General features: G+C 73.0%; 8 protein-coding genes. 2 read left to right on the top strand and 6 right to left on the bottom strand.

All coding sequences use genetic code 11. The features are described 5' to 3' along the window. From ABZ646_RS26205 to ABZ646_RS26220, 4 genes are all read right to left on the bottom strand, one after another. A partial coding sequence (locus ABZ646_RS26205; RefSeq protein ID WP_360523562.1) for an alanine dehydrogenase occupies positions 1-754 on the bottom strand: 754 nt, incomplete at its 3' end. Between the two features lie 134 nt (positions 755-888). Then, positions 889-2,955: a tetratricopeptide repeat protein gene (locus tag ABZ646_RS26210; protein ID WP_360523565.1), complete on the bottom strand. Its 2,067-nt coding sequence runs from the start codon at positions 2,953-2,955 to the stop codon at positions 889-891. A 236-nt stretch (positions 2,956-3,191) separates the two neighbouring features. After that, the gene (locus ABZ646_RS26215) at positions 3,192-3,818 is read right to left on the bottom strand and encodes an NUDIX hydrolase (RefSeq protein WP_360523567.1); all 627 of its coding nucleotides are present in this window, start codon (positions 3,816-3,818) and stop codon (positions 3,192-3,194) included. A gap of 97 nt (positions 3,819-3,915) precedes the next feature. Further along, complete coding sequence (locus ABZ646_RS26220) at positions 3,916-5,604, bottom strand: CTP synthase (protein WP_360523570.1); 1,689 nt, start codon at positions 5,602-5,604, stop codon at positions 3,916-3,918. A gap of 518 nt (positions 5,605-6,122) precedes the next feature. Here ABZ646_RS26220 and ABZ646_RS26225 point away from each other — a divergent pair. Beyond that, the gene (locus tag ABZ646_RS26225) at positions 6,123-7,925 is read left to right on the top strand and encodes a glycoside hydrolase family 15 protein (RefSeq protein WP_360523579.1); all 1,803 of its coding nucleotides are present in this window, start codon (positions 6,123-6,125) and stop codon (positions 7,923-7,925) included. A gap of 64 nt (positions 7,926-7,989) precedes the next feature. Then, complete coding sequence (locus ABZ646_RS26230; protein ID WP_360523573.1) at positions 7,990-9,642, top strand: PucR family transcriptional regulator; 1,653 nt, start codon at positions 7,990-7,992, stop codon at positions 9,640-9,642. Here ABZ646_RS26230 and ABZ646_RS26235 read toward each other — a convergent pair. Both ABZ646_RS26235 and recN read right to left on the bottom strand, forming a co-directional pair. Continuing rightward, positions 9,639-10,772 (bottom strand): glycosyltransferase family 4 protein, encoded by a 1,134-nt coding sequence (locus ABZ646_RS26235; RefSeq protein WP_360523576.1) that lies wholly within the window; start codon positions 10,770-10,772, stop codon positions 9,639-9,641. The genes ABZ646_RS26230 and ABZ646_RS26235 overlap by 4 nt on opposite strands. A 275-nt stretch (positions 10,773-11,047) precedes the next feature. Then, positions 11,048-12,766, bottom strand: coding sequence for a DNA repair protein RecN (gene recN / locus ABZ646_RS26240; RefSeq protein WP_360523582.1), 1,719 nt, complete (start codon positions 12,764-12,766; stop codon positions 11,048-11,050). Between the last annotated feature and the right edge of the window lie 72 nt (positions 12,767-12,838).

The raw sequence follows: 12,838 nt of genomic DNA on the forward strand, positions 1-12,838 counted from the left end.
GCTTCGGGGCCTTGGCGCCCGGGATGAGCACCGCGCCGATCACGAGGTCGGCCTCCAGGCAGGCCTTCTCCAGCTCGAAGGAGTTGGAGACCACTGTCTGGATCTTGGTGCCGAAGACCTTGTCGGCCTCCTTGAGCTTGTTGATGTCCTTGTCCAGCAGGGTCACGTGGAAGCCCATGCCGATGGCGATCTGGGCGGCGTTCCAGCCGGAGACCCCGCCGCCGATGACGACGGCCCTGGCGGCGAGCACGCCGGGGACACCGCCGGGCAGCACACCACGGCCGCCGTTGGCGCGCATCAGGTGGTAGGCACCGACCTGCGGGGCGAGCCGGCCGGCGACCTCGGACATGGGCGCGAGCAGCGGCAGGGCGCGGCTCGGCAGCTCGACGGTCTCGTAGGCGATCGCCGTGGTGCCGGACTCCAGGAGGGCGTCGGTGCACTCCTTGGACGCGGCCAGGTGCAGGTAGGTGAAGAGGGTCTGGTCCTTGCGCAGCCGGTGGTACTCCTCCGCGACGGGCTCCTTGACCTTCAGCAGCAGGTCGGCGGTGGCCCACACCTCGTCGGCGGTGTCCAGGATCGTGGCGCCGGCGGCGGTGTACTCGTCGTCCGGGATCGACGAGCCGACCCCGGCGCCGCGCTCGATGACGACCTGGTGGCCGTGACGCACCAGCTCGTGGACGCCGGCCGGGGTGATGGCCACCCGGAACTCGTTGTTCTTGACCTCGCGGGGGATGCCGACCTTCACGTCGATCACGGTCCTTGGCTCAGAGGATGTGGGGGCATGACTGCACATACCCGGCATACGGGGTACACCAGGAGACACCGCAGGAGAACCGGCGGCAGAGCCAGTTTAATGAAGGCGTTCCGAGTGTCTAGCCTTTCATTGCATCAATCTTTCCCGGAGTCAGTACGGATTTCGTAGGTGTTAGCGCCCTGTTCCGGCTCGGATTCGGAGCCCGAGGGGGTCGTGGTCTCCTCACCCAGCATGCGCTCGGCCGCCGCCCGGTGCAGGCTTGCGGCGGTGGAGTCGCCGAGCCGCTCCAGCGTGTCGGCCAGCCGGAGCTGGAGCGCCGCCTGGAGCCTGGTGTCCTCGGCGCGGCGCGCCCATTCCACCGCCTCCTGGCAGGTGCGCAGCGATTCCTCCGGACGTCCGGCGTACTCCTGCACCCGGGCCAGTTCGCTCAACGCCCGTGCCTGCGCGGCCACATCGCCGTTCTTGCGGTGGCCGGAAACTGCCGCCCGCCAGGCCCTGAGCGCCTCGCCGTAACGGCCCGCGTAGGTGTGCGCGCCGGCGATACGGCCGTAGAGCCGGGCGGCCTCGGCACGCTCGTCACGGGCCAGGCGCTGGGCGAGGGCGCGGCCGAACCAGTCGGCGGCCCGGTCGTAGTCCCCCAGCTCCTGATGCGCACCGCCTACGGATTCCATTGCGCGACCGGTGGCGTAGGGGTCATGTGCCCTGCGTCCGGCGTCCAGAGCAGACCGGTAGCGCACCAGCGCAGCGTGGGTACGCCCGGTCTGGGCGTCCAGGTCACCCAGGTTCAGCAGGGCCGCGGCCTGCTCGCGGGGCAGGTCCCGGCGCTCGGCGACGTCGAGGACGAGCCGGTGGACGCCGTACAGGTCGGGGGCCGCGGCCCGGGTGCCGAAGTGCGCCACCATGGCCTTGACCAGCTGGGCCATCAGGCGGCGGGCCAGGGTGTCCAGCTCGCCGTCGGCGACCGCGGCGCGGGCGGCGGCCAGCAGGGCGGGGCGCCGGACCCGCAGCCAGTCGGCGGCGGCCCTGGGAGCGGGGAAGCGCAGCTCGCGCGGGAGCGCCTGGAGCTTCTCGCGGGCCTGCGGGTTGTCGGTCTCGGTGATCGCCCGGCAGGACTGCAGCAGCCGTACCGTGCGCTCCAGCATCCGGGCGCGGGCCAGCTGGAGCTCGCCGGTCCGCTCCTGGGTCTCGGCCATGGCCCGGATCAGCGGGTGCAGGCAGCCCGGGACCTCGTACTGGGGCAGCGGGGAGGCCGCGTCGTGCAGCAGGCCGAGGCGGACCAGTTCGTCCAGGGTGGTGCGGGCGGTGTCGACCGAGCAGCCTGCCAGGGCCGAGGCGGTGTGCGGGTCGACCAGGCCGGCCGGGGCCAGACTGAGCAGTCGCAGTATCCGGGCGGCCTGGGCGGGCAGCTGGCCGTGCACGAACCGGAAGACCCTGGCCAGGGCGCTGCTGTCGTCGGCGTCCGCGTGCAGGCGTTTGGCGAGGTCGGAGACGGCCACCTGGGGGCGGGCGGCCAGCCAGCCGCCGGCCAGGGTGAGCGCGGCGGGGTGTCCCTGGCACACCTCGACCAGCGCCTCGGCGGACCGCGGGTCGACGGTGATGCGGACCGAGCCGGTGTAGCGGGCGAGCAGTTCCACCGCCGACTTGGTGTCGAGACCGCCCAGGGTGCACGGGCGGACGTCCGAGATCCCGGTGAGCGGGCCCCCGGAGACGGCGACGGCCAGGCAGTCGGGGGTGTCCGGAAGCAGCGCGTCGACCTCTTCGGCGCTCGGGGCGTCGTCCAGCAGGAGCAGCATCCGGCGGTCGGTGAGGGCGGTGCGCAGGGCGTGGGTGAGGTCGTCCTCGGCGGCGCCGGGCGGGGTGGGCAGTCCGAGCGCGATGAGCAGTTCGCGGGCCGTGCGCTCGACGGGGACCGGGGTGCCGTCGGGCTCGGCGAGGCGGGCGCGCAGCACCCCGTCGGGGTAGTCGGCGGCGACCCGGCGGACCAGTTCCGCGGCGAGGGCGGTGCGTCCGGATCCGGGGCGGCCCGCGATCAGCAGGACCCGGGCGCGGGGGGCCTTGCGGCCCGCGATGGTGTCCAGGCCCGCGCGCTCGATGTCCGCGCGCAGTTCCTTCAACTCCCTTGTGCGGCCCAGGAACTGGTCGTCCGGGGCCGCGGGCGCCGCCAGTCGTGCGCCGCCTGTGTCCACCGCCTGATCCGTCACGGGCCACACTCCCGTCCCACCGCACACGCAAGCCCGCCGGGACTCCGGTTCGGGCGTTTCGGCTCACTCGCGTCGAGCCTAGTTCACGTGCACGGGCGTTCCCCGCGGAGCGCGGCGGGCGCATCGCCCGATCGGATCAGGCGATGGTCACACCGGTACGCCCAGAGGGAGGGCTCTCGCCTCGGGGCGGCGGGTTCGGGACCCGGGCGGGTGGGTTCGGGACCCGGAGGGCGGGATCAGGACTCGAAGGGGCGGGCCGGCCAGGGGGCGTCGGCCGGGCGCAGGGCGTCGAGACCGTCGCCGGCGCGGGCGGCGACCAGGGAGAGGACGCCCGTCACGAGGCAGGTGTTGTGCAGGTCGCCGGCGAGCACCAGGCGGACCAGTTCGCCGACCGGCACGCGCGCGTACTCCAGGTCGGTCTCCTCGTGCTCCGACTCGAAGCGGTCCCCCTCGGCCTCCGCGAGATCGCGGGCGAGGAAGACCCGTACGGCCTCGTCGCAGCCGCCGGGGGTGGTGTAGAGGTCGGTGAGCACCCGCCAGTCCTCGGCCTTGACGTGCGCCTCCTCGTACAGCTCGCGCTGGGCCGCGTGCAGCGGGTTCTCGCCGGGGACGTCGAGCAGGCCGGCCGGGATCTCCCAGAGCTTCTGCCGGACCGGGTGCCGGTACTGGCGGATGAGCAGGACGCGGTCCTCCTCGTCGAGGGCGAGGACGGCGACGGAGCCGGGGTGGACCTGGTAGTCGCGGCGGACCACCGTGCCGTCGGGCATGACCACCTCGTCCGTGCGGACGGAGGTCTTGTTGCCCACGAAGGGGGTCTGGGTCGCCCGGATCTCCCACTCCTCGGGGGTGTCCTTGATCGTCATGCCGTGCCGCCCTTCCACGCGCCTGCCACCTGCAGAGAAGAAAACCGGGGTGCTCACCTTTGAAGGTATGCGCCCCGGCCACCGTACAACCGGTGTGTTACTTCGCATTCCCCTGCTCGACGGCGCCCTGCTGACGTGCGACCGCCGCCTTCACCAGGCCCGCGAACAGCGGGTGCGGGCGGGTCGGGCGGGAGCGCAGCTCCGGGTGGGCCTGGGTGGCGACCAGGTAGGGGTGGACGTCGCGCGGGTACTCGACGTACTCGACGAGCTTGCCGTCCGGGGAGGTGCCGGAGAACAGGATGCCGGCCTTCTTCTCCAGCTCGGCGCGGTAGGCGTTGTTGACCTCGTAGCGGTGCCGGTGCCGCTCCTCGACGTACTCCTTGCCGTCGTACACCTCGCGCACGATGGAGCCCTCGGCCAGCTTGGCCGGGTACATGCCCAGCCGCATGGTGCCGCCCATGTCGCCCTCACCGGCGACGATGTCCAGCTGCTCGGCCATGGTGGAGATGACCGGGTGGCCGGTGGCGGAGTCGAACTCGGTGGAGTTGGCGTCCGGGATGTCGGCCAGGTTGCGCGCGGCCTCGATCACGATGCACTGCAGGCCCAGGCAGAGGCCGAGCAGCGGGATCCGGTTCTCGCGGGCGTAGCGGATGGCGCCGACCTTGCCGAGCACGCCGCGGTCGCCGAAGCCGCCGGGGATGCAGATGCCGTCCACGTCGGACAGCTGGGCGGCGGCACCGGCCGGGGTCCTGCAGTCGTCCGAGGTCACCCACTTGATCTTCACGCGGGCCCGGTTGGCGAAGCCGCCGGCGCGCAGCGCCTCGGTGACCGACAGGTAGGCGTCGGGCAGGTCGATGTACTTGCCGACCAGCGCGAGGGTGATCTCGTGGTCGGGGTTGTGGACGCGGTCGAGCAGGTCGTCCCAGGTCCGCCAGTCCACGTCGCGGAACGGCAGGTCCAGCTTGCGGACGACGTAGGCGTCCAGGCCCTCGCCGTGCACGGTCTTCGGGATGTCGTAGATCGAGCGGGCGTCCGGGCAGGCGACGACCGCGGCCTCGTCGACGTCGCACATCAGCGAGATCTTGCGCTTGATGGCGGTGGGGACCTCGCGGTCGCAGCGCAGCACGATCGCGTCCGGCTGGATGCCGATGTTGCGCAGCGCGGCCACCGAGTGCTGGGTGGGCTTGGTCTTCAGCTCGCCGGACGGGCCGATGTAGGGCAGCAGCGAGATGTGGACCACGAAGACATTGTCCCGGCCGACCTCGTGGCGGACCTGGCGGACGGTCTCCAGGAACGGCAGCGACTCGATGTCGCCGACCGTGCCGCCGACCTCCGTGATGACGACGTCGACCTCGTCGGTCGCCATGCGCCGGATGCGGTGCTTGATCTCGTTGGTGATGTGCGGGATGACCTGGACGGTGTCGCCCAGGTACTCGCCACGCCGCTCCTTGGCGATCACCGTCGAGTAGACCTGGCCCGTGGTGACGTTGGCGGAGCCGTCCAGGTCGCGGTCGAGGAAGCGCTCGTAGTGGCCGATGTCCAGGTCGGTCTCGGCGCCGTCGTTGGTGACGAACACCTCACCGTGCTGGAAGGGGTTCATCGTGCCGGGGTCGACGTTCAGGTACGGGTCGAGCTTCTGCATCACGACGCGCAGGCCCCGTGCCTTGAGCAGCATGCCCAGGCTGGAGGCCGTCAGGCCCTTGCCGAGCGAGGAGGCGACACCCCCGGTGACGAAGATGTGCTTGGTCGTCGTGGCTGTGCTGTTTCGGAAAGCATGCGGCGGCATGGCCAAGAGGGGGCTCCCGTGGTCGCGGTCTGTCGTGCGGTACGGCGGCCGTCCGGGCGTTTCCGGGGGTGGTGCCGTCGCTGCGGTTCGGGGGTTTCGCGCCCACCGGTCCACGGGCTACCAGGGTATCAGCGCCTCGGAGAGATGGCTTCCGGCCACGCTCCGTACACATGTCGGCACAGATGTGGGGTCCTGCTTACCGGCTTTTCACTCAGCGCTCACCCGTTCGGCCCACACGGGTTGCCCGGAGCGGCACGCAGATCATCTACGTGCGTCGTATCCTGCTCGGACACTCGCTGCCGAGCCAGTCCGGAAAAGAACGGCACACCCCCGCCCGCACTCCCGGAACAACGAGAGCTTGGCAGTTCGTTGAGCTATGACTGTCGTTTTGCCTCAGGGCATGGCGGGCTGCTTTGCTTCACCGCTCAACGACGCACAACAACAACCCCCCTTGACCGCACTAGCGACAGCCCCCCTTTTGCCTGGGGGGTGACGTGGCCGTTCGACTGGAGTTGCACGTGGCCGGGCGCATCGAAGACTACGCACTCATCGGAGACATGCAGACCGCTGCCCTGGTCTGCCGGGACGGCACGGTGGACTGGCTGTGCCTGCCCCGCTTCGACTCGCATGCCATCTTCGCCGGTCTGCTCGGCACCGAGGAACACGGTTTCTGGCGGCTCGGCCCGGCGCACGCCGCCGACTCCGAGCCGCCGACCGCGGCCCGCCGCACCTACCGCGGCGACTCGCTGATCCTGGAGTCGGAGTGGGACACCCCGCGCGGCACGGTCCGGGTCACCGACTTCATGCCGCCGCGTGACGGCGCGCCCCAGCTGATCCGCATCGTCGAGGGCGTCACCGGCCGGGTCCCGATGCGCTCGGTGCTGCGGATGCGGTTCTCCTACGGCCGGGTGGTCCCCTGGGTGCACAAGCACGACGGCCGTACGGTGGCCGTCGCGGGCCCCGACTCGGTGTGGTTCGACACCGCCGCCGAGACCTACGGCAAGTCGCTGACCACCTACGCCGACTTCACGGTGGCCCCCGGCGACCGGATCGCCTTCACCATCTCGTGGCAGCCCTCGCACAAGGAGGCGCCGCCGCTGCCCGAGCCCGAGCAGTCGCTGGAGGCGACGGAGGAGTTCTGGCGCGACTGGGTCGAGCACTGCACGTACCACGGCCCCTACCGGGAGGCCGTGATCCGCTCGCTGATCACGCTGAAGGCCCTGACGTACGCCCCCACCGGCGGCATCGTCGCCGCGCCCACGACCTCTCTTCCGGAGGACATCGGCGGCGTCCGCAACTGGGACTACCGCTACACCTGGCTGCGCGACGCGGCGATCACCCTGTCCTCGCTGCTGCGCACCGGCTACCGCGAGGAGGCCCGCGCCTGGCGCGAGTGGCTGCTGCGCGCGGTCGCCGGCGACCCCGAGAACCTGCAGATCATGTACGGCATCGCGGGCGAGCGCGAGCTGGGCGAGGCCGAGCTGGACTGGCTGCCCGGCTATGAGAACTCCGCGCCGGTCCGGGTGGGCAACGGCGCGGCGCACCAGCTCCAGCTGGACGTCTACGGCGAGGTCACCGAGGCCCTGCACCTGGCCCACATGACCGGTCTCGCCCGCAACGACTACGCCTCCCTGCTCCAGCTCAAGCTCATCCGCTACCTGGAGGACCACTGGGACGAGCCGGACGAGGGCATCTGGGAGGTACGCGGGCCGCGCCGGCACTTCGTGCACTCCAAGGTGATGGCCTGGGTCGCGGTGGACCGCACCATCAAGCTGATCGAGTCCGGGGACGCGGACGGCCCGCTGGAGCGCTGGAAGGAACTGCGCGACGACATCCACCGGGATGTCTGCGAGAAGGGCTACGACAAGGAACGCAACACGTTCACGCAGTCCTACGGCTCCCAGGAGCTGGACGCGTCGCTGCTGCTGATCCCGCAGATGGGGTTCCTGCCGCCGGACGACAAGCGGGTCATCGGCACCATCGAGGCCATCCAGCGCGAGCTGTCCACGTCGGACGGCTTCATCCTGCGCTACCCGACCTCGGGCGGCGACGAGGGCGTCGACGGGCTTCCCGGTGACGAGGGCGCCTTCCTGGCCTGCTCGTTCTGGATGGCCGACGACCTCGCCATGATCGGCCGCGTCGACGAGGCCCGCAGGCTCTTCGAGAAGCTCCTCTCACTGCGCAACGACCTCGGGCTGCTCGCCGAGGAGTGGGACCCGCGGTTGAAGCGGCAGGTGGGGAACTTCCCGCAGGCGTTCAGCCATGTGCCGCTGATCGACACGGCACTGCGGCTGACGGCCTCCGGGGCGTACGGGGGATAGCCTCCGGGGCGCTGCCGCCGACGGGAACTGTCGCGGCAGCGTCTGCCCAGGTAGCGTCCGCTCCATGGACAGCGGGACGGGGAGCGGATTCGACACCCGGGGCGCCGGGATCACCGTGCAGCGGGCGCTCGAGCTGCCCGGACTGCGCAGCGGGCTCCCGGAGATCCTGGCCTGCGCGGACCGGCTGGGCCGGACCGTGCGCTGGGTGCACGCGGGCGAGGTGCCGAACATCGCCTCGCTGCTGAAGGGCGGCGAGCTGCTGCTCACCACCGGCTACGGCCTGGGCACCCGGCCCACCGACCAGCGGGCGTTCGTGCGCACCCTCGCCGAGCGGGGCATCGCCGCCCTGGTGGTGGAACTGGGCCCGCGTTTCTCCCGGCTGCCCGCCACGCTCGTCGACACCGCCCGGGCGACCGGGCTGCCGCTCGTCGTGCTGCACCGCGAGGTGCCCTTCGTGACGGTGACGGAGGAGATCCACACCGAGATCGTCAACCACCACTACACGCTCCTCCAGCGCGCCGAGGAGGTGCACCGCCGCTGCACCGAGGCGCTGCTGGGCGGCGGCGGGGTGCCGCAGGTGCTGGCCATCCTGGCCGACTTCAGCGGCAACCCGGTCTTCCTGGAGACCACCGACGGCCAGTTGCTGTACGCCGCCGGGTCGGGCCCCGAGGGCGCGGATCCGCTCCAGGTGTGGGAAGGGCTGCGCGGCCAGCACAGGGACGCGCCGCCGCCGACCGGGTCGGTCCTGGTGGACGTGCCGGGCGGCGGACCCGGCACGGGCTCGGTGCGCGCCCGGCTGGTCCTGCTGCCGGTGCGCGGCGCCCTCGCTCCCGTCCACCGCATCGCCGCCGAACGCGCCGCCGGGATCGTGGCCGTCGTGCTGATGCAGGCCCGCCAGGAGGAGGAGCTGGCGGCCCGCGGGCGCGGCGACTTCCTGACCGACCTCGCCGAGGGCCGCATCACCGCGCAGGACGCCCCGGCCCAGGCCCGGGTCCTCGGCTTCAAGCCGGGCGGCAGCCCGCTGCTGCCCGTGGTCATGCGGATCGCCGACTCCCTCTCGCCGGGCTCCCCGGGCGGCGGCTGGGCCGTGCTGGCCCGGGCGGTCGGCGAGGAGCTGGCGGCCGTGGGCGTCCCGGTCCTGCTGGGCGTACGGCCGGTCGAGGGCCGCGTGCCGCTGCTGCTGGGCCTGCGCTCGGAGGCGGAGCGGACGACGGTCGCGGACCGGGTGGCGGCGGCGTTGCGGGCGGGCGTGGAGCGTGCCGGGATGCAGCGCCCCGGGACCGCCGCGCCGGTCGTGGTGGTCGGGGCGGCGGGCGGCTGGGCGGCGGCCTCGGCGGGGCTGCGGCACGCGGCGGAGACGGCGACGGCCGCCCAGGGACTCTCCGACCGCCCCTGGTACGACGCCCGCCGCCTCGACATCGACCTGCTGCTGTGGCGGTTGCGCGACCACCCCGACCTCGCCGCGTTCGTGGACCGTGCGATCGGCCCGCTCCGCGAGCACGACCACCGCTCCAGGCCGCCGCTGCTGCCCACCCTGGAGACGTATCTGGCGCACGCCGGCCGCAAGGCGGAGACGGCCCGCGAACTCCACCTCAACCGGCAGACCCTCTACAACCGCCTCGCCAGGATCGGGGAGTTGCTGGGCACCGACCTCGACGACCCACAGGTGGTCCTGGCGTTGAGCCTGGCACTCAGGGCCCGCAGGCACGTGCCCTAGGGCAGCGGCCGGGGCTGGGTCAATTCGTCGTACACGCTGAGGACTTGGGCGACCGTCTCGTCCTCGGTCGGCCAGCTCGCCGCCTGTCGGGCGCCCTTCTCGCGCAGTTCCGCGCACCGCTCGGGGTCGCCGAGCAGGCGTACGACGGTGGCGGCGAGGGCCGGCGCGTCGCCGTACGGGACGAGCTCGGCCGCGTCTCCGACCAGGTCGGGGATGCCGCCGACGGCGGTCGCGACCAGGGGCACGCGCGCGTACAGGGCCTCCTGCGCGAGGACCGAGCGGGACTCCCAGCGGCTGGGCAGCAGCGCGAGATCGGCGGCGGCGAGCAGCTCGGTGGCGTCGTCACGGCGGCCGACGAGCCGGACGGGCAGATCCTCGGCCTCGATCCGCCGCTGCAACTCCGCACGGAGCGGGCCCTCCCCGGCGACGACGAGCAGCGGTACCGGGTCGAGCCGCCGCCAGGCGTGGGCCGCGTCCAGCAGCACGTCGTAGCCGCGATACCGGTCGAGGGAGCCGACCGCCATGAGCAACGGCCGCCCCATGGCGCCGAGTTCGGCGCGCACCTTGGGCCGCAGCCCCTCCGGGTCGTCCCCCTTCGCGGGCCGCGGTCCGGGCAGCGCCACGGCGGCGAGCCGGGCGTCCCGGGCGCCGGTACGGCGGGCTCGGTCCACCAGGTCGGACGTGGTCCCGAGGACCACTGCGGCGGCCCGCGCCACGCGCCGTTCCAGCATCCGCAGCAGATGCGCCCGGGCACCCTCGGCGTGCGCCCGGTTGTGCCAGGTGACGACGAGCGGGGTACTGCGGCCGCTCAGCGCCAGCGCCGCACGGAAGGAGGCGTGCAGGCCGTGGGCGTGCACCAGGTCGGCGTCGGTGCAGGCCGCACGGAGCGCGGCGACCGACCCCGGGTCGCTGCTGCGGGGCACGTGCACGTGGTCGGCGCCGGCATCCGAGAAGCCGTAGGCGCGATCGGCCTCCAGGGGGGCGCACACCGTGACCCGCACGCCCCGCGCGACGAGGCCGGCGGCGAGCGAACGCACGTGCGCACTGCTGCCGGCGTTGCCGCCGCCCAGTACCTGCACGGTGCGCAGCGGCGACTGGCCGTGCGGTGCGTTGCTGCTCACGGGGCTCACGCGGCCGTGCTCCTGGTTCGGCGTGGGGCGGTCACGAGGGAACGTACAGAAGGTATCGGGCCGAAGGGGTCGCCGTGCGCCCTCCCCCGGACACCCCGTCCCCGTCAAGGATGCCAGCACACAAGGGGGTTCCGCGTACCCCGGGGCGGCACATACCGAGGCGGGCGGGGGCAATGCGCCGGAGCGTGTCACCCGGGAGAGTGAAGAAAGGGGCCCGCCGAGGCGGGTGCGGGGCGGCGCACGAAAGCGCCGCCCCGTCGCCGCCCCGTGTTCTGTCAGCGGTCCGCGCGTGCCGTCGCGAGCAGTTCCTCCGCGTGCGCCCGGGCCGTCTCCGAGTCCTCCTGGCCGGCCAGCATCCGGGACAGCTCCCGAACCCGCTCCTCGCCCTCCAGGACCTTCACGCCGGAGCGGGTGACCGTGCCGTCGTTGGTCTTCTCCACCAGCAACTGGCGGTCGGCGAAGGCGGCCACCTGGGGAAGGTGGGTGACCACGACCACCTGCGCGGACCTGGCGAGCTTCGCGAGGCGCCGGCCGATCTCGACCGCCGCCTTGCCGCCCACACCCGCGTCGACCTCGTCGAAGAGGTACGTCGGGACCGGGTCGGTGCCCGCGAAGACGACCTCCACCGCGAGCATCACCCGGGACAGCTCACCGCCGGAGGCGCCCTTGGCGATCGGACGCGGCGGGGCGCCGGGGTGCGGGGCGAGGAGCAGCTCGACCTCGTCGGCGCCCGCCGGACCGTAGGCCACCGGGCGGCCGCCGACCTCCACGCCCTCGGGGTCCTCGGTCTGCCGGATCGCGAAGGACACACGCGCGTGCGGCATCGCGAGGGAGCCCAGCTCGGCGGTGACGGCCGCGGCGAACCGCTCGGCGGCCTCCGTCCGCGCGTCGGTCAACGCCTGTGCGAGTCCGCCCAGTTCGGCACGGAGCGCGTCCCGCTCGGCGGTCAGCTCGTCGATCCGCTCGTCGTCGCCGTCGAGTTCGGTGAGCCGTGCGGCACCCTGCTCGGCCCAGGCCAGCACCGCGCTGACGTCCTCCCCGTACTTGCGGGTCAGCGCGGTGAGCGCGGCCCGCCGCTCCTCCACGGCCGCCAGCCGCAGCGGATCGGCGTCCAGGTCGTCGGCGTACCCGGCCAGCTCCCCGGCCACGTCGCCCAGCAGGATCCCGATCTCACCGATCCGGTCGGCGAGCGCGGCCAGCGCCGGGTCGTGCGACCGTACGGTCTCCAGGGCCCGGTGGGCGCCGGCGACCAGGGTGGCCGCGTCGATGCCCTCGGGGTCCTCGGGGTTGCCCGCGAGCGCGGAGTGCGCGGCGGTCGCGGCCGACGACAGCGCCTCGGCGTGCCCGAGCCGCTCGGCCTCCTCGGCGAGCTCGACGTCCTCGCCGGGCCGTGGCTCCACGGCCGCGATCTCGTCCAGCCCGTACCGCAGCATGTCGGCTTCCTGGGCCCGCTCCCGCGCCCGGGTGACGATCTCGTCCAGCTCCACCGCCACGGCCCGCAGCCGCCGGTACGCCTCGCCGTACTTGGCGAGCGGCACGGCGACGCCGTCGCCCGCGTACCGGTCGAGGGCCTGGCGCTGCCGGGACAGCTTCAGCAGGCCCTGCTGGTCGGTCTGCCCGTGCACGGCCACCAGGTCGTCGGCGAGCTCGGCGAGCAGCCCCACGGGCACGCTCCGCCCGCCCAGGTGCGCCCGGGAACGCCCCTCGGCGGAAACGGTACGGCTGATCAGCAGCGCCCCGTCGTCCAGCTCGGCACCGGCCTCCTCGGCCCGTACGCCCGCGGAGGCGCCCGCGGGCACCGTGACGCGCCCCTCGACGACCGCCTTCTCGGACCCGATCCGCACGAGCGCGGGATCCGCCCGCCCGCCGAGCAGCAGCCCGAGGCTGGTGACCACCATGGTCTTGCCCGCACCGGTCTCACCGGTGACGGCGGTGAACCCCGGCGACAGCTCGACGACGGCGTCGTCGATGACTCCGAGGGACCGTATCCGCATCTCTTCCAGCACGGAGAAGACCTTACGAGTTCGGGGTCGTAGTCGCGGGCCTCGGGGGCGACGTACTCCCAC

The sequence above is a fragment of the Streptomyces sp. NPDC007162 genome (genome assembly GCF_040634175.1).
Classification (GTDB): domain Bacteria; phylum Actinomycetota; class Actinomycetes; order Streptomycetales; family Streptomycetaceae; genus Streptomyces.

Excerpts from the sequence above, each read along its gene's own strand:
- ABZ646_RS26215 (WP_360523567.1), bottom strand. The coding sequence starts at position 3,818 with ATGACGATCAAGGACACCCCCGAGGAGTGGGAGATCCGGGCGACCCAG.
- ABZ646_RS26220 (WP_360523570.1), bottom strand. The coding sequence starts at position 5,604 with ATGCCGCCGCATGCTTTCCGAAACAGCACAGCCACGACGACCAAGCAC.
- recN (WP_360523582.1), bottom strand. The coding sequence starts at position 12,766 with ATGCGGATACGGTCCCTCGGAGTCATCGACGACGCCGTCGTCGAGCTG.
- ABZ646_RS26230 (WP_360523573.1), top strand. The coding sequence starts at position 7,990 with ATGGACAGCGGGACGGGGAGCGGATTCGACACCCGGGGCGCCGGGATC.